This window comes from Nocardioides pini, assembly GCF_026712185.1.
Lineage (GTDB): Bacteria > Actinomycetota > Actinomycetes > Propionibacteriales > Nocardioidaceae > Nocardioides > Nocardioides pini.
On the sequence record NZ_JAPPUX010000003.1, the window covers coordinates 266,915 to 290,041 of the forward strand.

General features: G+C 69.8%; 17 protein-coding genes. 10 read left to right on the plus strand and 7 right to left on the minus strand.

Annotation, left to right across the window (positions count from 1 at the left end; all coding sequences use genetic code 11):
* From drmC to NYO98_RS11045, 3 genes are read left to right on the plus strand one after another with little or no spacing between them, the layout of a single operon-like run.
* Complete coding sequence (gene drmC / locus NYO98_RS11035) at positions 1 to 705, plus strand: DISARM system phospholipase D-like protein DrmC (protein ID WP_268111727.1); 705 nt, start codon at positions 1 to 3, stop codon at positions 703 to 705.
* A gap of 36 nt (positions 706 to 741) precedes the next feature.
* Positions 742 to 1,872 carry a DNA cytosine methyltransferase gene (locus NYO98_RS11040; RefSeq protein WP_268111728.1) on the plus strand — a complete coding sequence of 377 codons (1,131 nt, stop codon included), beginning with the start codon at positions 742 to 744 and terminating at the stop codon, positions 1,870 to 1,872.
* Positions 1,872 to 2,285, plus strand: coding sequence for a very short patch repair endonuclease (locus NYO98_RS11045; protein ID WP_268111729.1), 414 nt, complete (start codon positions 1,872 to 1,874; stop codon positions 2,283 to 2,285). Before NYO98_RS11040 ends, NYO98_RS11045 begins: the two co-directional genes overlap by 1 nt.
* Positions 2,286 to 2,300: 15 nt before the next feature.
* Here NYO98_RS11045 and NYO98_RS11050 read toward each other — a convergent pair whose 3' ends face one another.
* Together NYO98_RS11050 and NYO98_RS11055 are read right to left on the minus strand one after the other, a co-directional pair.
* Positions 2,301 to 3,152: an HNH endonuclease gene (locus NYO98_RS11050; protein ID WP_268111730.1), complete on the minus strand. Its 852-nt coding sequence runs from the start codon at positions 3,150 to 3,152 to the stop codon at positions 2,301 to 2,303.
* A gap of 44 nt (positions 3,153 to 3,196) precedes the next feature.
* A complete protein-coding gene (locus tag NYO98_RS11055; protein WP_268111731.1) occupies positions 3,197 to 4,987 on the minus strand; it encodes a GmrSD restriction endonuclease domain-containing protein in 1,791 nt (596 codons plus the stop codon).
* Between the two features lie 268 nt (positions 4,988 to 5,255).
* Between NYO98_RS11055 and NYO98_RS11060 the strand changes: the two genes are divergently transcribed.
* The 3 genes from NYO98_RS11060 to NYO98_RS11070 all read left to right on the plus strand — a co-directional run bounded on the left by NYO98_RS11060 (position 5,256) and on the right by NYO98_RS11070 (position 11,350).
* The gene (locus NYO98_RS11060; protein ID WP_268111732.1) at positions 5,256 to 8,246 is read left to right on the plus strand and encodes a DEAD/DEAH box helicase; all 2,991 of its coding nucleotides are present in this window, start codon (positions 5,256 to 5,258) and stop codon (positions 8,244 to 8,246) included.
* Between the two features lie 157 nt (positions 8,247 to 8,403).
* Entirely contained in the window at positions 8,404 to 9,657 is a 1,254-nt protein-coding gene (locus tag NYO98_RS11065) for a TY-Chap domain-containing protein (RefSeq protein ID WP_268111733.1), read from the plus strand.
* A 46-nt stretch (positions 9,658 to 9,703) separates the two neighbouring features.
* Entirely contained in the window at positions 9,704 to 11,350 is a 1,647-nt protein-coding gene (locus NYO98_RS11070; RefSeq protein WP_268111734.1) for a nuclease-related domain-containing DEAD/DEAH box helicase, read from the plus strand.
* Between the two features lie 7 nt (positions 11,351 to 11,357).
* On the opposite strand, the gene NYO98_RS11075 is transcribed toward NYO98_RS11070, so the two are convergent.
* Entirely contained in the window at positions 11,358 to 12,617 is a 1,260-nt protein-coding gene (locus NYO98_RS11075; RefSeq protein WP_268112215.1) for a serine hydrolase domain-containing protein, read from the minus strand.
* A 527-nt stretch (positions 12,618 to 13,144) separates the two neighbouring features.
* Here NYO98_RS11075 and NYO98_RS11080 point away from each other — a divergent pair.
* A complete protein-coding gene (locus NYO98_RS11080) occupies positions 13,145 to 14,395 on the plus strand; it encodes a DUF2786 domain-containing protein (RefSeq protein WP_268111735.1) in 1,251 nt (416 codons plus the stop codon).
* Between the two features lie 7 nt (positions 14,396 to 14,402).
* Here NYO98_RS11080 and NYO98_RS11085 read toward each other — a convergent pair whose 3' ends face one another.
* From NYO98_RS11085 to NYO98_RS11095, 3 genes are all read right to left on the minus strand, one after another.
* Positions 14,403 to 17,204, minus strand: coding sequence for a DEAD/DEAH box helicase (locus NYO98_RS11085; protein WP_268111736.1), 2,802 nt, complete (start codon positions 17,202 to 17,204; stop codon positions 14,403 to 14,405).
* 3 nt (positions 17,205 to 17,207) lie between these two features.
* On the minus strand, positions 17,208 to 17,861 hold the full coding sequence (locus NYO98_RS11090) for an endonuclease/exonuclease/phosphatase family protein (RefSeq protein WP_268111737.1): 654 nt from the start codon (positions 17,859 to 17,861) through the stop codon (positions 17,208 to 17,210).
* A 99-nt stretch (positions 17,862 to 17,960) separates the two neighbouring features.
* Complete coding sequence (locus NYO98_RS11095; RefSeq protein ID WP_268111738.1) at positions 17,961 to 18,671, minus strand: hypothetical protein; 711 nt, start codon at positions 18,669 to 18,671, stop codon at positions 17,961 to 17,963.
* A 130-nt stretch (positions 18,672 to 18,801) separates the two neighbouring features.
* Here NYO98_RS11095 and NYO98_RS11100 point away from each other — a divergent pair, with 130 nt between their 5' ends.
* Together NYO98_RS11100 and NYO98_RS11105 are read left to right on the plus strand one after the other, a co-directional pair.
* Positions 18,802 to 19,914 carry a sensor histidine kinase gene (locus tag NYO98_RS11100; protein ID WP_268111740.1) on the plus strand — a complete coding sequence of 371 codons (1,113 nt, stop codon included), beginning with the start codon at positions 18,802 to 18,804 and terminating at the stop codon, positions 19,912 to 19,914.
* The gene (locus tag NYO98_RS11105) at positions 19,911 to 20,588 is read left to right on the plus strand and encodes a response regulator (protein ID WP_268111741.1); all 678 of its coding nucleotides are present in this window, start codon (positions 19,911 to 19,913) and stop codon (positions 20,586 to 20,588) included. Before NYO98_RS11100 ends, NYO98_RS11105 begins: the two co-directional genes overlap by 4 nt.
* Before the next feature lie 15 nt (positions 20,589 to 20,603).
* Here NYO98_RS11105 and NYO98_RS11110 read toward each other — a convergent pair whose 3' ends face one another.
* Positions 20,604 to 21,083, minus strand: a complete 480-nt coding sequence (locus NYO98_RS11110) for a hypothetical protein (protein ID WP_268111742.1) — start codon at positions 21,081 to 21,083, stop codon at positions 20,604 to 20,606.
* A gap of 162 nt (positions 21,084 to 21,245) precedes the next feature.
* On the opposite strand from NYO98_RS11110, the gene NYO98_RS11115 reads away from it, so the two are divergent.
* Positions 21,246 to 23,123 carry a BTAD domain-containing putative transcriptional regulator gene (locus NYO98_RS11115; protein WP_268111743.1) on the plus strand — a complete coding sequence of 626 codons (1,878 nt, stop codon included), beginning with the start codon at positions 21,246 to 21,248 and terminating at the stop codon, positions 23,121 to 23,123.
* The last annotated feature ends 4 nt before the right edge of the window (positions 23,124 to 23,127 follow it).

The following is a 23,127-nucleotide window of genomic DNA, read 5'->3' on the forward strand; positions in this document are numbered from 1 at the left end:
ATGACCGCCGTGGGGGAACTCGGCGCCTTGCTGAGCGCCGAGGAGGCGGGCTGGATCGCCGCGGAGCTGCGGCAACGACGCCTGCCGCACCTGGCCGCCAGGCGTGCCTACTCCGAGCATCGGAGCCAGGTGAAGGAACTCCTCGGGCGGCTGCTCGCGGACCAGGGTGCAGTGGAGCTGGCCGCAGCCGTCCTCGACGGCATCGCGTCCGTGCCGCGCCCGGATCCACTCGAAACGGTGTGGACCTGTCCCAGCGTCCCGGGTGGGGAAGGGCGGACCACGCTCGCCGTGGCCGAACTGATCAACGAGGCACACTCGACGGTCTACGCGGCAACGTTCTCAGCGTCTTGGGGGTCGGCTTACGTGACTGCACTGGCCAACGCTGCCCTCCGCGGAGCAGCCGTGACGGTCGTCGTGGACAGGAAGATGCAGAAGGACACGAGTGAGAGGCTCCTGCACCAACTCCCGGGTGCTCGCTTGTGGACGTATTCGCTGACGGACGATTCGCAGTATCCGCCCCGCCAGCACGCGAAGCTCGTCGTCATCGACGAGAGCGCCTCGTTCGTCACCAGCGCCAACTTCTCCGACGCTGCGGCGAAGCGGAACCTCGAGTGCGGCTTGCTGTCTCGCGACATGTCGATCGCTCGGGGGATCAGGTCGCAGCTCGAGACTCTCTACCAACACCACGTTCTCGTGGACTACTGAATTGCCATCGGACTTCGCGTGCTCGAAGATTCTCGCGTGCGCACGGTAGGGCTCTTCTCGGGAATCGGCGGACTGGAGCTGGGGCTCGAACGTGCGGGCGCATCGACTGAGCTGCTCTGCGAGTACTGGGGCCCAGCGGCCGCCGTATTGCGCAAACGCTTCGACGTCGAGGTTGTCGGTGACATCCGCGAGCTGGGCGCGATTCCAGCGGTAGATGTCGTCACGGCCGGGTTCCCCTGCACGGACCTCAGCCAGGTGGGTCGGACCGCAGGCATCGACGGCAGCGAGTCCGGCCTGGTGCGCGAGGCGTTCCGGCTCATCGAGCAGACGCCCCCGCGGTGGGTGGTCCTCGAGAACGTGCCGAACATGCTCAGCCTCAAAGGAGGAGCGGCGATGGCTTTCATCGTCGATTGGTTCGAGGAGCGCGGCTGGAACTGGGCGTACCGCACCGTCGACTCGCAGCACTTCGGGCTCCGCCAGCGTCGCCGGCGTGTGCTGCTCGTTGCCTCGCGGACCGAGGACCCGCGCGGGGTGCTCTTCACCGACGAGGCGGGGCTCCCGACGACACGTCGGAGTCATTCCGCATATGGCTTCTACTGGACCGAAGGAAATCGTGGTGTCGGCTGGGGCGATGGGGTCACGCCGACGCTGAAGGGCGGTTCGAAGCTCGGCATCGCTTCACCGCCTGCGGTCTGGCGGGTCGGCGCCGAAGCGGGTCGTGCGATCACCCGACCGAGCGTTCGCGCTGGCGAGCGGCTGCAGGGCTTTCGAGCCGGGTGGACCGACCTGGGAGCCAAAGACGGCATTCGGTGGAAGATGGTCGGGAATGCAGTTTCGGTGCCGGTCGCGACGTGGATCGGTCGGGGTCTCGCGGAGCCGCGTTCACCTGTCGATGCGGCTCGGAGGCCCCTCGATGTCGGACGTCGTTGGCCCGCAGCGGCAAGTTCCGTCTCTGGCGTCCGAGAGGAGTGGTCACTTTCGGAGCGTCCGCTCGCCATGCGACCGCAACAGACTCTCGCGCGCTTGCTCACCGACCACGGTGCTGACCCACTGAGCCTCAACGCAACCCGCGGATTCACCACCCGTCTGGTCGCCAGCAATCTGCGACGTCGATCGGACTTCGTGGACGACCTACGTGCCCACATCGAACACATGTCGTCCGTCTGATGCCTGAGCCGCTCGACGCCGTGGTCCGCCGTCGGATGAAGCGCCAAGGGCGACGAGACACGTCGGTCGAACTGGCCATTCGGCGGCAACTCCATGCTCTCGGATATCGCTATCGGGTCGACTTCCGCCTCGAACCGTCGCTGCGGTGCCGCGGCGACATCGTCTTCACGCGTCGACGTGTGGTCGTGTTCGTGGACGGTTGCTTCTGGCACGGCTGTCCGGTGCATGCGACAGCACCGAAGAACAACGCCGAGTGGTGGCGCGCCAAGCTCGATGCCAACATCGAGCGGGACAACCGCAACAGAACCGCACTGGCCCAGCTCGGGTGGAACGTCATCCAGGTCTGGGAGCACGAGGAGCCGGCAGACGCGGTGCACCGGATCCGCGATGCGGTCGAGCAGTCCGCAGTCTGACTATGTGGCTCCGTGTCAGCCAGCCAGGAATGTCTCGTAGCGGGCGGCCAACCTCTCGGGATCGGGTCGCTGTGCTCGACTGGTCGGGACATGGAGGCGAATGCCGTGCATCTCTTGGAGCCCGTGCTTCAGCATCGGCCCGTCGACCTCCTCCATGAGATCGCGATTGATCGCGACCGTGAGGTCGGGCGAGACGCCGAGGAGGTTCTGGTCGAACGCCGCATGGTGGATCTTGCACATGCTCATTCCGTTGGGAACAACCGGCTCTCCTTCCTCGGCGTCACCGATGATATGAGCCGCATCGAGGAGTGTGGGGTGCTTGAGACGACAGATCGCGCAGCTGTCTGTGTAGGCCAAGAGCACCTGCATCCGGAACACCCGTTGATGGAGTCGCGCCCTCGTGATGCGCTCGACGTAACGCCGAGTCGTGTCGTCCATGGGAGTGCCGGGGGTGATGAACCGCTGACCTTCGTCGACTGCGAGAGCAAACTGTAGTTCGGCCTGCTCCTCGCCTATGACGTACACGGGATAGATCGGCTCGTACAGTCCGGAGGCCACTCCCACGAACCAGATCAACGGCAGTCGTTGCTCCATCGCGCGACGAAGGGCGACGTTCTCGGGGTGATCGGGGTCGGTGCCGCGGTACTTGTACCGCTGGAGGCCGTCTGCCCCGATCTCGTCGTTGTACGGCGGCAGCTGGTTCGGCGGCGTGAACGTGGTGCGAATTGCCAACGCGGCGTCCATGCCGGCTGGTTTACGGATTCCCCGTTGGCGATCCATGAGCGGGATCCGACGGCCCTCGTAGGTGAAAGTCGCAAGCCACCCGAAATCAACTCTCGGATCCGTACGCTCGTCGAGCCACGCCATGGCTGAAGTGCGTAGGGCGCGACTGTCGCTAGTGGGAGTCACGCTCACAGGGCCTGGTAGTAGTCGCGGATGACGCTGGCCATGAGTCGTCGCCGCTCGGCCAAGAACTCGCGATAGTTCCCCGCTGTGACCTCTGACAAGAAGTCCGGCACTGCGCTCTCGGACAGGCTCCGAGCGAGGTCGGTTGCGTCGGTGATCTCTCCGAGCTTCAGGACTCCACTGGCTATCTGGTCGGCGACCTCGCTCATGTAGGTGGTGGGTGGCTTGTTGCTGATGGCGATGTTGACGGCGGTCTCGGTGAGGGTGAAGTTCGCGACCTGGTTGTAGTCGCCGCGATCGGGGTAGCCGTTCTTGATCAGATAGTCCTTGGGAACGATGTGATGGATGTCGCCGGACTGCTGGTGCATGGCGGCGACTGTGACGCCTTTGGACAGGAAGCCTCGGGCACCGGTGGCGACCTGTGCGGCCAGGAACGTTTGAAAGAACGGGCTGACCGTGCTGGTCGTCTCCAAGTTGTTCGGCAAGGTCACGGCCCAGAACGCATCGGACAGCTCGGACTGCTCGATCTGCTTCAGGTAGTTGGCAGCACCTTGCTCGCCGATTCGGCGGATGTCTTGTTCCCAGGTCGACTCGAAGCTGCCCGAATGGCGCCCCGTCAGCATCGACATCACAAACCAACGCTTCACGATGTGCTTGCGGTCGCCGTCCGACAAGCCCTTGTCGGCCCGCAGCCGGAGGAAGAGTGCGTAGGCGAAGTTCAACGCGTTCTTTGAGTTCACCATGCCGGTCGTGATGAAGCCGGCGGATTTGATGGTCAGAAGGAAGTTCTCGAAGTTGTACTTGTTGACGATCTGAAGGAGTGCGCCTTCCAACCTGTCGTACGCGATGGGGATGCGTGCCTCGTCGACTTTTCGCGTCTCCGGGTCGCGTCCGGACAGCTCACTCACGATGCTCGAAGCCTTGCCTCTGCTGAATCCCACGAGGCCGGCCACGCGGATGATGTCGCTGTAGGCGGGGTCGTACAGGTCCTCCGCGTCGTCCTTCAGCCACGAGATCGCGTGCAGGAACGGTGTGGCGGCGAACTCCGTGTCGTTCTCCTTGATGTCCCCGAAGGCATGCGGTGCGACAGCGAGGTGACAGAAGTAGTCGATCAGCTTCCGGATGTTGCGACCCCTGTCGCCGTACGTCGCGATCTTGCTCATCGCGAAGTCCGCGCTGCTGAGCGGAACGCCCTTGGAGTTGATGCGGATGAAGATCTCGGACACCGTCTCGACGTCGAGCTCATCGGCGAGCGCGATGATGCCGATCTGGGAGTTCTTGATGCCCTCGAGGCGTCCGAGATTGGTCTCGAAGGTCTGTTCGTCGGCCTCGGGATTGGCCGTCAGGTAGTGACGGGCGAAGGACAGCGGCGAGGTGGAGTTGAAGAAGTCGCTGATGTCAGATATCCACTGAGGATTCTTGTCGAGAACCGGTGTCAAGGTGGCGAACTCTTCCGTAATCGGATTGAACGCGATCTTGATGCGCACCGACTTGTACCGCTTGTTGACCACCGGAAGTCCGGCAACGGCAGCTCGGAGTGCCGTGATGCGCTGCTGCCCGTCGATGAGGATCTGCTGGTGTGCAGCGACGTGGCCGCCCTTCAGCTTGGCTCCGACCGACTGCCAGGTGATCAGGTAGCCGACCGGATAACCCTTGTAGAGCGAGTCCATCAGGTCCCGGACCTTCACGCTGTCCCAGACGAAGGGACGCTGCAGCTCAGGGATGGCGATCTTCTCGCCCTTCACGTCGGCCAACAGCTGCGTGACAGCAGACTGCGTCACAGAATACTTCGCCATACGAGTCCCCGTTCCAAGGTCAGCCAGAGTTCGATCCGGAGTGCAACGGCCGTCGCGTGGACGGACTCGCTTCCTGCATGACGAAACACCCCCGTTGATCGTGGTGGACCAGATGATGCCATCTCGCCATCTCCTAGGGGAGGGAACGCGTTCTCAGTCGGCGGACCGATAAGGGCGCGTATTCAGCGCTTTTGATCATTTCGCAGGCAGAAAGGCCCCTCCCGACGCATGATCGTCACTCGTGCTCGGCCTAGGGGGAGAAGAGCTCGTGACTGTTCCTGCCACGCTGGTGTTCGCGATCGATCTGCTCATGGGCCATCACCCGGAGCTGACGCCTGAGGAGCTCTGCGATCAGCTTCGTGCGCGCAACTGGGACATCGACGTCGAGGCCGTCACGGCGCACGTCGTGCAGCGCAAAGCCCATGCCACCGTGCCGGAGGCGGACGCGGTGCCAGTGGCGCCCGTGCCGGCTGCCCTTGTGCGAACGCGCGACCGCGGGCCGTGGCACGTCCAACCAGAGTCATCGGAACAGCTCGTGTTACAGGGAATCGAGCTGGACGCGATCCCGGAGGAGCTGGCCGCCGCTGTGCGGGACTTCGGTGCGGGACCGGTTCTCTTCGATCCCCCATCGCCCCCGTCGTCGACGATGTCTGCCGAGTTCGAGGATGCACTCCAGGAAATCTCGTCGGCGCTCACGGCCGAGATCATGGCGAACTCGGAGCTCGCTGCCGATCGTCGAGTCGCACTGAGGTCTGGCCACTTGTTGAGTCGAGGCCGCAACGGGTTCACTGCTCGGTGGGAAATGGACATCGACATTCCGGTCGTCGACGGCGCAACAGTCAAGCTCACCTCGCAGTCCGTCGTTGCGGACGCTGAAGTCGTCCAGATGGCAGGAACCTCCATCACCCTCTTCGTCGCGGCAACCGAGAAGCTGCTGGACGAGGAGGTACTCCTGGTCCTCGACGCCTCCTTCCTCCTGGAGCTCCGCCGCGCGTATGTACGTCGTCTCCTGAAGGGGGACGCCACACTCGACTCCACAGCCGCCCTTGGCTTCATGAAGGATCCGTTGCCGACCGCACACAGCGGCGATTACCGGGCACCCGGGTTGAATGCCGAGCAGGCTGCGTTCGTGGATCGTGCACTCAATCCCGGCACCACGTGGCTGTGGGGTCCGCCGGGCACGGGCAAGACAACGACCTTGGCTCATCTTCTCCATGAACTACGACGCAAACGCTTGCGAACTCTCTTCGTCTCGAACACCAACGCCGCTGTCGACACCGCCATCCTCAAGTTCCTGGACGGGATCGTCGAAGCGCGCCTGGGCGAGATTGTCCGTATCGGCAATCCGAGCAGTGTGGGAATCGCTGGGCGTCAGGAGACACCTGTGCTCATCGATGAGATCGCCGCGGCATCCGGACTCGAAGCCGGCGCGCATCTGGCGAGCTGCCGTAAGCAGATCAACAAACTCAAGACGGAGAACGCGAAACGGATCCTCAGCCTGAAGGATCCCGTGGCAGCGAGGGATCGTGGTTGGCTCGGTACGCCGGATATGGACTACTTCGAGCTGCTACAGGTGCGCGAGGTTTCCGGCACGGAGGCGGTGCTGGATCGGACCGAAGGGGAGATCGGACGCTTGGTCGAGCAGCGTCGCAGCCTCGAATCGTTGGTGTCACTCATCAAACAAGAGATCGTCGATCGAGGCCGCACGGTCTTCGCCACCGTCCATCAGACCTACCTGAACGCTCTCGAGGGTCAGCGGTTCGACGTCGTCGTGATCGATGAGGCGAGCATGGTTTCGTCCGATCTCGTGACTATCGCTGCTGGGCTGGGAACGGGACACACCATCATCGCCGGTGACTTCCGTCAGCTGAGTCCCATTAGCGCGGCAACGTCAGTTGCTGCAGAGAGATGGCTGAGAGTCAGCCCGTTCGACAAGGCTGGTGTGGCCTCTCGCGTGAGAGAGGGAACCGTTCCTCCGAACTTGACCGCCTTGACGACTCAGCACCGGATGCGCCCGAGCATCGAGCGCGTGATCGGGTCGAGTTTCTATCCTGAGGTGGGTCTGAGATCAGGTGAGTCGATCGCAACCCGACCCCGAGGTCGGCCGACGCCGATCGACGACGAGTTGGTCTTCGTGGACACGTCGGGCTTGAGGCCATGGATGACCCGACGCAACGGCCGTTACTCGAGGCTCAACGTCCTGCATGCCCAAGTCATCGACGCGATCGCTGGTCAGGTCAACGACGGTTCATCGTTCGGAGCCGTCAGTCCTTTTGCGCCGCAGGCTCGTTTGCTCGAGTCGCTCGTGAGTTCACGGGAGGGACACGCGGCAAGCACTGTGCATCGCTTCCAAGGCGGTGAACGCGATGTGATGGCTTGGGACATGACCGAAGGTCGAGCCGGCGCAACCAGAGTGAACCGATGGTTCGACGCCACACACGCCGACGAGGAAGGCGCGCGCCTCATCAACGTCGCGATGTCGCGCGCACGTGACCAGCTATACGTCGTCGCAGACATGGATCGAGCACGATCCGGGTGTTCCGATCGATCGGTGGTCCGGCGTGTACTGGATGTGGTTCAGGCAGAAGGGACGACGGTCTCAGCCGTTGACGTCCTGCGCAGTTCCGCTGGGCGCACAACGGCTCATCGTGCGGGCGATTATCACCCGCTCATGGTTGCTCTCGCCCGGGACGAAGAGTGGGCCGTCGTATACAGCGCCGAGCCTCCGCGTTCGATCGACCCTGCCCTCGAAGTCGAGATCGCTCTGGCCGTCCGAGCTGGACGATCGTTGTATGTCCGCTGCGGGGTTCCCGATCGCGATTCTCAGCGCGCCGCCCTGGCTCGGTTACTGCTACTCGGGTGCCACGTCCAGCTGGTGCGACCGTGCAGAGAGAACATCCTCCTCACGCCTTCCGGCGTGATCACTTCGAGTGGCAGTCTCATCTCGCCGGGAGCCACCCAGCTTTGGCTACACACCGTCGACGTCGGGTTCGCTGGCACTGCGCTCCGACTGATCAGCCGAAGGGGAGACGCGAATCCGGTGAACGGGGAGGCTGACCATTTGTGCCGTCTGGGTCATCCGCTTTTGGTCGATCACGGTCGCGAACACGACTTCAGGGGCCGTTGCCTCACCTGTCAGGGGGACGTGACGGAGCACGTGCGAACTACTCGCTCTCGGACGCGGGGAGCGGCTCGCAGTGCGGCCCGGTGTCATTCCTGCGGACACGAGTTCGATGCGACCGGTTGGTGCAAGTGCTGATCGCGAGCGCAATTTGCCTTCGTCGTTCTCGGGCGGCCGTTGAGAGTGGGAATCGGGTTGGTTCATTCGCCACGCATGACCTGCGTTGACTGTCGGTGGTCATCCCTAGAGTCGTCTTCGTGGGGATCGCGGGGGCGATCCAGATGGGGGTCGAAGCATGCATGGGCAGCTGGACGACGCGGTTGAGGCAGCTTGGCGGGAGTTCCGCCAGCGGCTCGCCGACCACGTGGCCGAGATGGCCGAGGGTGACTCGATCGTGGTGGAGCTGCGGCAGCCGCAAGAGAACGGTGCAGCGCCCTACTGCCAGGTGGCCGGTAGCACTGGGATGGTGCGCGTCGAGGCGGTGAGCAACGTCTACCTCGCGGTCGAGCACGAGCTCGACGAGGCGCAGGAGCGTGCGCTGGAGCGGCTCGGCTTCCATCGCCCCGAGGCCGAGGACTGGTCCGAGGACGAGACCAACTTCTGGATCGACCTCGAGCCGCGTGAGGCGGACCGGGCGGCGGTCATGATCGTGCGCGCGCTGCACGAGGTCTACGGCGTGCTGCACCCGGTCTACCTCGAGGCCGGCGGTCTGGAGCCGGAAGCCGCGGCGCAGCAGACGCCGGCGAGCAGCGACCCCGACCCCGACCAGGTCGTCCGCCCCTCCTCGGTCGACGAGGTGCGAGAGGTCGTGGACCGCGCCGTCGCTGGTCTCTACGACGAGGCGCCGGCGTGGGACAGCGACGGCGACCTCCCGCTGGTCACCGAGCACAACGTCCTCTGGGTGTCGGTCAACAACGCGAGCCCGCGCATCCTCCTGCACTGCTGCTTGCTCGGCGACGTCACCGACACCGCCGTCGCGCTGGAGGAGGTCAATCGCCGCAACCAGACGGAGTTCGGCCTGACCTTCGTGCTCCGCGAGGGCCGCATCTCCGTGACGCGGGAGATATGCGTGGAGGCAGTGACGCTCCGCGCGGTGACAGCTGAGGCCGAGCGGCTCCTCGGGCAGGTCGACCAGTGGGCCGGCGAGATAGCGACGGCGCTCGCACCCCGGCGGGACCAGGATCGCGCGAAGACGCCGAGCCGGTTCGGCACGGCCTACGCCGTGATGGTCGAGCTCGAGCGCGCCCAGCGCGGGTCGGTCGAGCCGGCCACGATGGCACGGATCTTCCACCACGACACGGGGCTGCTGCTGAAGGCGATCCGCATCACCGAGCAGCGCCGCCGCGAGGTGCGGAGCAAGGTGCGGCGGGCGAAGGACGAGGGGCGCCACCGCGACGAGCAGGTGGCGCGTGCGCGGCAGGAGTACATGCGCGAGCTCACGGCTCGCATGCGTGCCGCCCTCCGCCTCATCGTCGACGCGCCGGTGCGCAAGGTGCAGCTCGACCAGCTCGCGCTGTTCGACGAGGACGAGGCCGGGACCGGCCGGTGAGCGCGTTCGCCGGACGAGACGGGCGCGTCGGTGATGGGGTGTCCGCATGCCTCGCCTGATCCCGGAGCAGCCGACCTTCACCACCGAGTCCGAGCAGGCGGTGTGGGAGCGGCTGCGTGACGGCCTCGGTGACGACGACGTGCTCATCACCAACCTGCGCCTCACCGACGAGACCAAGGACCACGAGGTCGACATCGTCGTCCTCATGCCCGACATCGGCATCGTGGCGCTCGAGGTCAAGGGCGGCAGCGTCTGGTGGGACGACGGCTGGCGCATCAAGCGCCGCGGCCGCGAGGCGGTCATCCACCCGGTCGACCAGGCCCGCGACGGCAAGTACGCCCTGCGTGCCTACGTCGAGCGCGACGAGCGCTGGGGGAGCCGCACCCGCGTCGCATGGGCGCACGCGGTCGTCACGCCGTACTCCGAGTTCGACGCCGACTTCGCTCTGACCGACCTGCCGCGCTGGTCGCTCCACGACACCAAGGACCAGGAGCACCTCGTCGGCCGGCTGCGGCAGAACGCCCAGAAGATGACCCACGGCCAGCGGGTCGCGACCGCCGACGACGTCGACGCGATCGTCGACATCCTCACGGGTCGGCTGCCCACGTCGTACGACATCCGCGCCGAGGCCGACGAGCGAGCCGGCGTCGCGGACCGGCTCACGCTCGAGCAGGCCACCATCCTCCAAGTGACCCGGCTGCTCCACCGCGTAGAAGTGCGCGGTGGCGCCGGCAGCGGCAAGACCGTGCTCGCCCTCCAGCAGGCAAAGGAGCTGACCCGTGGCGGGCAGGACCGCAAGCCGCAGCGGGCCGCCGTGCTCTGCTACTCGATCGGGCTTGCCGAGCACCTCAAGCGCGAGGTCGCCACCTGGCACCACCGCCACCGACCTGCCTTCGTTGGCACCTTCCACGACTTCGGGCGCCAGTGGGGAGCCACTGATGGCGACCGCCAGGACAGTGAGTTCTGGGAGGAGCGGCTGCCGGCCGAGATGGCCGAGCTCGCCGCGGCGCTTCCCGACAACCACAAGTACGACGCGGTCATCGTCGACGAGGCCCAGGACTTCGCCGACTCGTGGTGGACGCCCGTGCTGCGCGCGTTGCGCGACGAGGAGGAGGGCGGCCTGTTCGTCTACTCCGACGAGAACCAACGGATCTTCGCCCGCTTCGGCCGCCCGCCGGTCGCGCTGGTCCCGCTCGTGCTCGACCACAACCTCCGCAACACCAAGCAGATCCACGAGTCGTTCGGGCCGCTCGCGCCGAGCCGGATGTACTCGCGTGGCGGCGAGGGTCCGACGGTCCGCTTCATCGACGTCGGCGACGATGACCCGCTCGACGTCGCGGACGACGAGGTCGACCGGCTGCTCGACGCTGGATGGGACCCCCAGCACGTCGCGCTGCTGACCACCGGACATCGGCACCCGATCCAGGTCGAGCGGACCGACTTCCACGACCAGGAGGGCTACTGGCGCACCTACTGGGACGACGACGTCTTCTACGGCCACGTCCTCGGCTGCAAGGGGCTCGAGCGCCGCGCAGTGGTGCTCTGCCTCAACGAGGACGGGTCCCGCGACCGCGCGCGCGAGCGGCTCTACGTCGGGATGTCGCGCGCGACCGACGAGCTGGTCGTCGTCGGCGAGCCGGAGACGGTGCGTCGGGTCGGCGGACCCGACGTGGCACGGCGGCTGGGGGTGTGAGCGGCCGCTATCGCGGGCGGTGCAGCCTCTTAAGCCTGCCGCCGTCCAGCGGCGTACCGCGCCACGTGGCTCGCGCGGTCCCGGTCGAGAGGGAGCACTCGACGTCCAGGCGATGAGGTGTCTCGAGGAAGATCGCCTCGACGCGGAAGGTGTCGTCGTCGATCCAGCCGACCGATGCCGCAACAGGTACGGCGTCCCCTGAGGCGTCGCTCGGCTCGGAGACGAGCCACTCGCCGGCGCCCGCTGCGAAGGTCAGGGCGTTGTCCGGCTCGTGGAGCGTGAGGCCGACGCTGCCGTGCGCCGTCTCCACCGCGACGGACGACAGCGTGGACACAATCTCGGCAGCGGAGGAACCCACCACCGAGAACGTCGTGCCGCTCCAGTCCTCCCACCGCGGCGGCGCCGGCGCACCCGGGCAGGGAGGCAGGCGCAGCGTGCGGAGCCTCTCCACCAGGCGTGGGTGTGCGTCCTCGGTGATCTCGGTCCCGCCACCGAGGCTGGGGAGCAGGTGCTCCCAGACGTGGTCCAGGACCGTCTGCATCGCCTCGGTGCCGCCGGTGATGGCGACCACGGCGTCCTGCTCCGGCAGCACCAGGCAGAACTGGCCGAAGGCGCCGTCGCCGCGGTAGCCGTGCCGCGACATCCAGAAGCCGTAGCCGTAGCCCTGGCTCCAGTCGACCTTATATGCATCCGCATCCACTGTGGCCACCGCCCGGGACGTCGCCTGGGCGACGTACGACTCGGGGATCAGCTGCTGCCCGCCCCAACGGCCGCGCTGGAGGTAGAGCTGGCCGAGCTTCGCCACGTCCTCGGCGCGGGCGAAGAGACCGCTGAAGCCCTGTTCGCGTCCCGGCGGCAGGCAGAACCAGGCGACCGGGTCGATCCCGAGCGGCTGGAGCAGCCGCGGACCGAGGTACTCGCTCAGCCGCTGCCCCGTCACGCGCTGGATCACAGCGGCGACGGTGTAGGTGCAGGGCTGGCTGTAGGCGAAGACGCTGCCCGGGGTCGCCTCCGGTGGAATCAGCAGGAACCCGCGGACCGGGTCCTCGCGGTCCCGCGCCACGGCCTCCGGCCACATCTCCCGGTCGTGGCCGCTGGACATCGAGATGAGGTGCCGCAGGGTGAGCGACCGGCTGCGCGCATCGACGATCTCGTCGGCGTACTCCGGGAAGTGCTGCAGCACCGTGTCGTCGAGGCCGACCAGTCCCTCGTCCACCGCGAACGCCAGGGCCGTCGATGTGAAGCTCTTGCTCAGCGAGTAGACCAGCCGCGTCCGCTCGGCCGTGTGTGGCGCCCACCAGCCCTCGGCGACGACGTGCCCGCCGGAGCACCATCAGCCCGTGGAGCTCGACGCTCGGGTCAGCGTCGACCGCGCTCACGAACGCCAGGACCCCGGCCGGGTCGACACCCTGGCTCATGGGCGTGGCTCGTGGGAGCTGGCGCACGCCGCCAGCGTACGGCGGGACGAGCGCCGGTGGCCGCCATGTTGCCCGGGTGGGTAGGGCCTTTCGGCCCTGCGGCGGCGCGGGCCCGCGCTGGTTGGGTGGTCGTCGAGACGGCAGGACCGGAGCCAGCGGGCTCGGTGGGCCGACAGCACGTCCGCCCCGACCGTGCCCCTGCGGGGTGACCGGTCCTGTCGTCTTGGTGCTTGCCCCGGTACGCCGTCCACTGCGCGTCGGCGCGGACGGCGACGCGCCGGCGGTGGGCGGGGGGCGCCTGATCCGCCCTGTGGAGGGAGCGCCGCGGCTGTCGGTGAAGCGTCGTAGCGTCCTGCGGACCACGAAGGGGGACCACATGGGCGCCAACAGCAGGAAGCGGAAGGCAGCGCGGCAGCGCACGCAGGAGCGGAACGAGCAGCCCGGTGAGGACCCGACGCGGGCCGGTGAGAGCTGGGACGCTGCGCGGGCCTACGCGGTCGTCGAGGCGCACGTGCACCACGCACTGCGACAGCTCATCCGCAAAAAGCTCAGCTCCGACGAGGTCGCGCGAGTCGCGCAGCACCTCGTCACGAGGGCCGCGCCCCACCCGAGGCACGTGGTCGAGATCGTGCTGCACGACCTGGCGCACGTGGTGCTCGGCCACGTGGTGGACGGCGGGTGGTCGCCGTCAGACCTCGGCGAGCTGGTCATGCGCAACCTCGGCCCGGCGCACCTCCCGCTGCTGGCGACGGCGCTGCGCGAGCACGAGCGCAGCAGTGCATGTGCTCAGGCATGGCGGGACGCGGTCGACGCACTCGACGAGCCGGCACTCGCGCTGGGTCCCGGCGAGCCTGTCGCTGCGCTGCTCGGACTGGTCGCCCTGCTCAACGTCGCGCCCCGGCTGACCGATGCGATCGCCGGCACCGCTGAGCAGACGGGTCCGGAGCACCCGAAGCTCGCGCGGGTCCGGGCGCTGCTCGCCAAGGCCGAGTCCACCGAGTTCGACGAGGAGGCCGAGGCGTTGTCGGCCAAGGCGCAGGAGCTCATCTCCCGCTACGCGCTGGACCAGCTGCTCGATGACGGGCCCGCGAGCGGACGCAGCGACCTGCGGGTGCGGCGCCTGTGGCTCGACAGGCCCTACGTGCGGGCCAAGACACTGCTGGTCTCGGCCGTGGCCTCGGCCAACCGGTGCCGTGCGGCGGGTGCGGACCAGCTCGGGTTCAGCGTGGTGGTCGGGTCCGCGTCCGACCTCGACGCGGTCGAGCTGATGGTGACCTCCCTGCTGGTGCAGGCGGATGCTGCGATGTTGCGCCACGGTCGCCGCACCAGCGCGACCGGGACGACGCGGATGAAGTCGTTCCGCCAGTCCTTCCTCACCGCCTACGCCCTCCGCATCGCGGACCGGCTGGAGCGGGCCAACATCGAGGCCGCCCGCGCCACCGGTGCCGACCTGCTCCCCGTGCTCCGGTCGCAGGAGGCGAAGGTCGCCGAGGAGTTCGTCCGGCTGGTGCCGCACAGCGTCGGCAGGAGCACGACCGTGAGCAACAGCGAGGGCTGGACGGCCGGTCTCGCGGCGGCCGACCTCGCGCAGCTCGGGGTCAACGGACGCCTCGACCACGCCGGGTGACCACGCGTCAGGACCAGTGGCGCCGCATGACCGTGGTGGCTGCGAACGGGTCCTCACCCGAGACCGCGGCCACGATCCCAGCACCCTCCGGCTTGGCGGCAGCCAGCAGGCGGCCCTCGCCGACCCACCTGCGCCAGGCGTCGAGGTAGTGGCCGGCGTTGGTGGCGTTGCGGCCGAGGACGGTCGGGACCGGGTGCCACGCCTCGCCGGTGGGCCCGGCGGCCAGCAGCGCCGATCGGGCGCCCCGGCGCGTACGGATCGGGCGGCCCGGCAACTGCGCGTCGGTATAGCGGGACACGAGGTAGCGCGGGGCGCCGACCGGTCCGATCGCCTCGTCGAACGCGGCTGCAAACACCGCGGCGTCGTCCTCGGTGCCGACGAGGCGGAAGCGGTACTCCCCGCCCGGGTGGACCTCGACCGCGAGCGCCGACGCGCCGATGCTCGTCAGCCCGGCCGCGGCGAGAGCGTCCGCGACTGCCGCCGCGACCGCCTCCAGCGGCGGGACGGCTGCCGTCCGGGCGACCTGCTCTCGCACCCACGACGTGAGGTCGTCCGCCTGCGCGCGTCCGGTGACCGCACTCCGGCCGAGGGCGGCGAGCCCGCCGACGGCGCCGGCCACGAGCGCCCAGTCGCCGACGGCGAACGAGGCGGCACCGGCGCCGGCCGAGCCCGCGGCGAGCACCCACGACGTACGCCAGCTGGTCTCGGGCACCGGGGCCTCGGTCGTCATGCCGTCCGAGGTCAGCCGCCACGTCGGCGGGGCAGGCGTGAGCGTGACGACCTCGTCGAGCGGCGTGATGTCCGAGGCGGGGCGGCGTACGCGCAACGACGCGAGCGTGACGTCCTGGTAGGGCTCACCCACCTCCCAGGCGTCGCGGATCGCGTCGCGGTCGGCGGCAGCGACGAGCATGCGGGCGTTCAGGGCGTCGAACGAGTCGACCGGCGGAGGCGCGTAGGGGGAGAAGGACGCGTCGATGTGGGCGACCCCGTCGACGATGTCGCCGTCGGCGTCGATGCCGTGGAACCCCTGGTGCTTGCGGACCAGCCGGGACCAGTCGTTGTCGCCCTTGGGGTGCGCCTCCGACACGCACACGACGGTCCAGTTGGTGGCGACCTTGTCCGGCCAGGTCGGGTCGGTGCGCAGCGCCCGGCCCCGCGTCTGGACGACGGCCGTCAGGGTGGTCGCGGTGGTCAGGTCGATGAGGGTGGACACGCCGCGGGCGTTCCAGCCCTCGCCGAGGAGGCCGCGGGTGCCGACGAGGACCTGCGTGCGGCCGGCCTCGAAGAACGCGGTGACGTGGGTGACCCAGGTGCGCGAGGTCCATCCGGACGTGCACGTCGCGACCGGGCCGGCGCTCGTCTCGACGCGGAGCCGCGAGGCCAGGTCGGGGTCGCGGCCGGCGACGAAGGCGACGAGGTCGTGCAGCGTCGACTCGGACGCGGCGACGACGGACCCGGTGACCAGCATCGGGTCGAGAAGGGCGGTGCTCGGGTCTGCCAGCAGCGCCTCGAGTGCCGCGATCGCCGATCCGGCCTCGGCATCGAGGACCCCGTCCAGGGTGACCGGCACCGTCGCGGCCGCGCGCTCGTGGTCGCACAGCACCAGCACCCGCGCGCGGTCGCCAAGGGCGGCGTGCTCGGCAGCGATGATCTGCGCGGCGGCGCCGGGCTTGGCGTACGACCGGGCGAGCACGCGGTCGACGGTGGAGCGCCCACGGCGTACGCCGCGACGCGTCCACTGGTAGCCCACCGACGGCAGCGCGGCCCTCACCACCGCGAGCACCTCTGCGTCGGCCGGGTCGTCGGACTCGGCGACGTGGTGGAGCAGCCAGTCGCCGAGGAGCCGGACCCAGTCCTCGGCCGACGGGGCGTGCCGGTGCTCCTCGCGCAACCGGGCGCCGACGGGCAGGGCGAGCAGGCCGGCGTGGTGCATGCGCAGGGCGCCGTCGCACAGGTCGGGCTCGCGCTCGGCGAGCGCCGCCCAGGTGGTCGTGGCGGGGACCGGTTCGACGAACCGGGTGGTGAGCCACTCGTAGAACCCGACCGAACCGAAGCCCGGGGTGGTGAGCAGGGCGGTGAGCTCGGTGAAGCGCAGCGCCTCGCTGGTGAGCCAGTCCTCCTCGGTGGGCGTGGGGGTGGTCAGCCAGACGAGCTCGTCGAACGGCGCGAGGTGGCCCTCCTTCACCACCGCCGGCACCGAGACGCGGTAGCGGATGTTCCCGAAGAGCTGGTCGACGAGGGCGCGCTGCTCGCCGGCGAGGCTCTCGGGCGGAGTCGCGGTGAGCGCCAGGACGTGCGCGCGGCCGACGGCGTCGAGCAGCTCGGCGAGCAGGCGCCCCCACACCTCGAGCAGGTGGTGGCACTCGTCGAGGACGAGCACCAGGCGGGTCTGGGCGCGGATCCGCTCGAAGAGGGCGACGCCGTTGGGGTGGAGCCGGTCGACGACGGTGTTCGCGTCGGCGTCCGTGGCTTCGGAGTCGAAGACGGCCAGGGACTGGTAGGTCAGGCAGGTCAGCGGACTGGCGAGTGACGTGTCGTCGCTCGCGTCGAGCCCCAACGTCCGAGCCTCGGCGATCCACTGGGACTGGATGGCGGTGTTGGGGGCGAGCACGACGGCGCGCGTGTCGGGATGTGTGCGGAGCTCGCCGGCGACGGCCTCGAGGCCGACACGGGTCTTGCCCGCGCCGGGAGGCAGCACGACCCAGGCCCGCGGGTGGTCCGCGTCGTCCCACGCGCGGGCGAGCGCCTCGAGCGCCTCACGCTGGTGGACGCGCAGCGGTGGCACGGCCAACGTGTCCGGGTCGGGCACGGTTCACGCCTCCTGCGCGTCGACGACGTACGCGTCGTGGTCCGAGAGGCGCTTGCCCCCGCGCCTCGCCACGACCCGCCACGTGGACGCAGCCGACCCCGCAGGCACGGCGACGTGGTCGATGCTGAGCAGGCCCTCGATCGCGTGCGGCAGGTAGGTCGTCGGCACGACCAGGCCGAGCTCGTCGAGGGCGCCGGTGATCGCGTCCCGACCGGCCTTCGACCCCGCGTGCTCCTTGCCGGTCAGCGCGTGGTTCCAGTCGCCGCCCCACACCAGGGACGGGGCGGCGCGAAGCCGCAGCAGCAGGTCGTCGACGGCATGCGCGGTCTTGTCGGCGTGACGCTCGCCGACCCACACCGGCCCTGATCGGGCACTGCGCCACGGCAGCACCGAGCTGACGTACGTCGTCGCACCGACCTGGGCGGCCGCGCTCGCGGGGTGCGGGTCGGGGCTTGAGACCATCGGCAGCCGGCTGGCGACCGCGGCCCAGCGCCGGCGGGCCGCCATTGGCGCGGCCGACAGGTGCACGGCGAAGCCGGGAAGGCTCGTCCGCTCGTTGACCTCCGTCAGCAGCCAGACGTCGCAGTCGGCCTCGAGCAGGAGCCGTCGATGATCGTCCGACCACCGGCCGGCGAGGTTCCACGTCCCGATACGCACGCCCGCATCCTGTCGGACGGATCGGACGCCCGCCGGAGGACCCCACCTCCGGCGGGCGTTCGGCGCGCCCACCCCGTTTGCGGACCACCGCCGCGTCGGTCAGTGGACGACCGGTGCCGCCCGGGACGACGACACGGCTGTCGCGGAGTCACGCTCACGGGCGATCCGGCGGCCGAGGATCCCGAACGCGAAGGAGATCGGCAAGAACACGCTGCCGAGCGACGTCACCTCCGAGATCACGAACAGCCCCGGGAAGGTGAGCGCGAGCAGCCACGCCGGCAGACCGAGGCCGCGTCGGATCAGCACGATGCCCAGGAAGGTCGAGGCGACCATCGTGAGCAGCAGGACCGGGATGAGGACGACGAAGACCGCCTCGAGGAGTCGCTCGTTGCCGTCGCCCCACTGGGTCCAGTACTCGGCGAAGCACCCGACCGTGGCCAGCACCAGCGCGGTCAGGGTGATGCGCCACGCCCAGCGCTCGGCCCCGCGAAACCCGGCGACGGACCGCCGACGGTGGACGACGAACGCGGCCAGCGTCGCTGCCCCGACGACGGGGCCCCAGACCTTGCCGTAGGTCAGGTAGACCACGGCGGGCGAGGACCAGTCGAGCAGCGGCGCGAGCGCCGTCGACGCCGGCTCGGCCCAGAGGTGCATGAGCCCCTCGTCCGCGTCGGACGCGCCGTCCCTGGTGGCGACCCGGGCGAGCGCGTGCAGCTGGCCGACGACGAGTCCGACCCACGCCATCACCCAGGCGAGGCGGCCGATCCGGCGCTGGTGCTCGGGCCGGTCCAAGATGGTGAGAAGCGACATGGCTGCTCCTTCGCTCGACGGACCTCCACCATCGACCGGTCGCGGGGCGCGCCGCATCGGCGTGGGGTCCGATCTGCGATCAACCCCTGGTTTGACGGAAGCCGGGAGCCGAGCCGCGTAGCCTCGACGTGTGAGAGGGCGCGCGCCGTCGACCGTGACCGACTGGGGCGTCCCGGCGGTCATCGCCGCGGCGTCCCTGCTCGAGATCGTCCTCGTACGACCCGAGGGAGCCGTCGCGGCAGCCGTGCTGGCGGTCGCGGCCTGCCTGGCCCTCGTCCCGCGTCGTCGGTGGACGGTGCTGTCCGCGCTGGTGGCCGGGACGCTGACCCTGTTCACCCCCTGGTTCGGCGCCGAGCTGGACGACCTCGCGGCGCCGATCATGGTCCTGGCCGTCGTGGCCTACTCGCTTGCGCGGTGGGTGCCCAGCTACGGCGGCCTGCTCGTGCTCGGCGTGCTCATGGTGCTGCTCGCCTCCGACTACCTCTTCACCGACGAGCGGGACAACGACGTCACCGACGTCTTCTTCGTGGCCTCGCTGCTCGTCCCGCCGTACGTCCTGGGGCGGGTGACGCAGCGGCTGGCCGCGCAGGCCGCCGAGCTCGAGCGCCGGCAGGACCTGATCCGGGAGCAGGCGGTCCGCGACGAGCGCGACCGGATAGCCCGCGACCTGCACGACGTGATCGCCCACTCGGTCAGCGCGATGGTGGTGCAGACGGCCGCCGCCCAGGACCTCCTCCGCACGGATCCGGACAGGGCCGCCCGGGCCCTGGACGTCGTCGCCGCCACCGGGCGACAGGCGCTCGCCGAGACGGGGCGGCTCCTGCACCTGATCCGCGACAGCGCGGACGAGCTCGGACTGGCGCCGGCCCCGGGGCTGGCCCAGCTGCCCGAGCTGGTCGAGCGCTTCCGCGTCGACGGTCTCGAGGTGGACCTGCAGCTGGCCGACCCGGCCCCCGAGCTGCCCGCCGGCGTGGACGTGTCGGCGTACCGCATCGTGCAGGAGGCCCTGACCAACGCCCTGCGCTACGGCGCCGACCGACGCGCGGAGGTCACGATCAGCTGCGACTCCGACATGGTGCGGATCCGTGCCGCCAACCAGGTCGACGGGCGCTCCGGCCAGGGGAGCGGGCTCGGGCTGCTGGGCATCGCCGAACGGGTCCACGTGCTCGGCGGCCACCTCGTCCACGGGGTCACCGACGGTCGGTACGAGGTGGACGCGAGCCTGCCGGTGGACGCGACGTGACGGCGCCGACCCGGGTGGTCATCGCCGACGACCAGGACCTCGTCCGCAGCGGCCTGCAGCTGGTGCTCGAGGCGCGCGGGATCGACGTCGTCGACGCGGTCGGTGACGGCCGGGAGGCCGTGCGGTCGGTCGCCGCGCACGTGCCCGACGTGGTGCTGATGGACGTCCGGATGCCGGTGCTCGACGGCATCGCCGCGACCCGGGAGATCGTCGCCGGAGGCGGGCCGACCCGGGTGCTGGTGCTGACGACGTACGACATCGACGCCTACGTCTACGGCGCGCTCCGGGCGGGCGCCGCGGGGTTCCTCCTCAAGGCCACCCCTCCCGAGCGGCTGGTCGCCGGCATCGAGACCGTGGTCGCCGGTGAGGCGCTCCTGGCTCCCGCCCTGACCCGGCGCCTCATCGAGGACCACGTGCGCCGGCCGCGGGGGAGCGACGCCGCGCTCGACGTGCTCACCGAGCGCGAGCGGGAGGTGTTCGTCCTGATGGCCCGCGGCCTGGCCAACGCCGACATCCAGGCGCAGCTGGTGATCTCGGAGGCGACCGTGAAGACCCACGTGAACCGCATCCTGACCAAGCTCGGCCTCTCCACCCGGGTGCAGGTCGTGGTCCTCGGTTACGAGACCGGCGTGGTGCGCCCGGGCGACGGCGTGCTGCCGTCCGCCCGGGCGTGACCGCGGTCCGCAGCCTCAGGAGTCGAAGGCCTCCACGTTGGCCCGTCCCTCGGTGGCCAGGATGAGCGAGACCCAGCCGTCGGTGCCGCGCAGCTTGCGCTGCGTGGCGTCGGCGACGACGTAGCGGCCCACGAAGCGGTGGGTGACTACGTAGGTCGCGTCGGCGTACTCGCCGCACACCTCGCCGACGGCGTCGAGGGACAGCGTCCGCTTCGGCGACGTCACGTCGAGCGTGCCGGTGGCGGGCTCGCACGAGCCGGGTGCGGGCAGCGAGCCGTCGTCGGCGGCCAGCGTGGCGACGTACGCGCCGTCGAAGGGGTCGCCGGTGACGGACCCCGAGAGGTGCGCGGTGCCGGCCGCGTCCAGGGCGTACGTGCCGACGTCGGCGCCGCGGAGGTCCACGAGGGGCTTGGGCGCGGCGACGGCGGGGGAGGCGATGGCCGGCACGGCGAGCGCGGTGACGGCCAGGGCGGTGAGACGGGTGGTGCGGTTCATCGGTGTGCTCCTGACGTGTTCGTTCGAGGAGACCACCGTCGCGCGGAGGCCTTGGCGTCGACTTGGAGCCCACTTGAGGAGTGGCGCAGCGTGCCCAGAATCGGGGCCGCGGACAGCCGTCGAAGCGCCCTATCCTCGACGGAGGTCGACACGAGGAATGGGGTGGACGGACAGCCGGATCTCAACCTGCACGTGCTCGGCGAGCTCACGGCCACCCGGGATGGCGCGGTCGTGGACCTCGGCGGGCGACGCCAGCGCGCCGTGCTGGCGGCGCTGGCGATGCAGCGTGGCCAGGTCGTGACCGCTGACCACCTGGTCTACTGCGTGTGGGGCGACCACACGCCGGCGAACGCGAGCGGCGCGCTGCAGGCGTACGTCAGCCACCTGCGCAAGCGGCTCCAGCCCGACGCGACAGCACGGCAGCGTGACGGGGTCATCGCCCGGGCCGGGCCCGGCTACGTGCTGCGGCTGCCGCCCGACGCCGTGGACGCGTGGGCGTTCGAGGCCGCGGTCGAGGCGGCGGCGGGCCAGGCGCCGGGGGACGCGGTGTGCACGCTGGAGACGGCGCTGCGCACCTGGCGCGGGCCGGCGTACGCCGACTACGCCGGGGAGGCGTGGGCCGAGGCCGAGGTCGCCCGGCTCACCGAGCTGCGCGGGGTCGCCCGCGAGCGGCTGCTCGCCACCCGGCTCGAGCTCGGGGAGGCGCAGCTCGTCATCGGCGACCTCGAGGCGCTGGTCAAGGAGGACCCGCTGCGCGAGGAGCGTTGGCGGCTGCTCACCCTCGCGCTCTACCGGGCGCACCGGCAGGCGGCCGCGCTCGAGGCACTGCGACGGGCGCGGACGGTGCTCGCCGACGAGCTCGGTGTCGACCCCGGACCGGCGCTGCGCGCGCTGGAGGCCGAGGTGCTCGCGCAGTCGCCCGACCTCGACGGGCCGCGGGCCGCACCGACCGCCGCCCCGGCGACGCTGGTCCCACGACCCCGCACCCCCGACGGTCTCGTCGACCGCGACCACGAGATGGACCTCCTCAGGACCAAGCTCGACGAGCTGGCCGACGGGACGTCGGGCTGCGTGCTCATCGAGGGTCCGGCGGGGATCGGCAAGACGCGGCTGCTCGAGGAGCTCCGCCGCCTCGCCGTGGCGGCCGGCACCTGGGTGCGGTCGGCGCGGTGCAGCGCGCTGGAGCAGGACTTCGAGTGGGGAGTGGCCCGGCAGCTCTTCGGCGCCGGGGTGGACGGCGTCCTGGCGCGCGACGAGCGCTTCGCCGTGCTGCGAGGGCTGTGCGAGCTGACGACCCGGCTCGCCGAGGAAGCGCCGTTCGTGCTGTGCGTCGACGACGTCCAGCGGTGCGACGAGGCGTCGCTGCAGTTCCTCGCGTACCTCGTCCGGCGCCTCGAGGGACTGCCCGTCCTCGTCGTCCTGGCGATGCGCACCGGCGAGTCGCACCAGGCCGACGACCTCGCCGAGCTGGTCGCGGACGAGACGGTGACCGTCGTACGCCCCGAGCCGCTCACCGAGCAGGGCACCGCCGCGCTCGTCACCGACCGGCTCGGTCGCGGCGCCGACGCGTTCGTCGCCACCTGCCACCGGATGACGTCGGGCAACCCGCTGCTGCTGCGCCAGCTGCTGCGCGCGCTCGCCGACCAGGGCATCCCGCCCGACGCCGCCCACGTCGACACCGTCCGGGCCGTGGGCTCGCGCGCGGTGACCTCGCTGGTGACGCTCCGCCTGCGGCGGATGCCGGCCGCGGTCACCACGGTCGCGCGCGCGGTCGCCATGCTCGGGCCGATGGCCGACCTGCGGAGCGTCGCCGACCTCTCGCAGCACTCTGAGGAGGAGGTCGCGAGCGCCCTCGACCTGCTCGCGCGCAGCGAGATCCTGCGCGACGGGCACCCGCTGGACTTCGTGAACCCACTCGTCCGCGACGCGATCCACGCCGACGTCCCCACCGGCGAGCGCGCCCTGCTCGTCGAGCGGCTGAACCGGCGGCTCAAGTCAGCCTCAAGTTCTGCTGACCATGCTGGAGCGCCGAGATCGTGAGGTG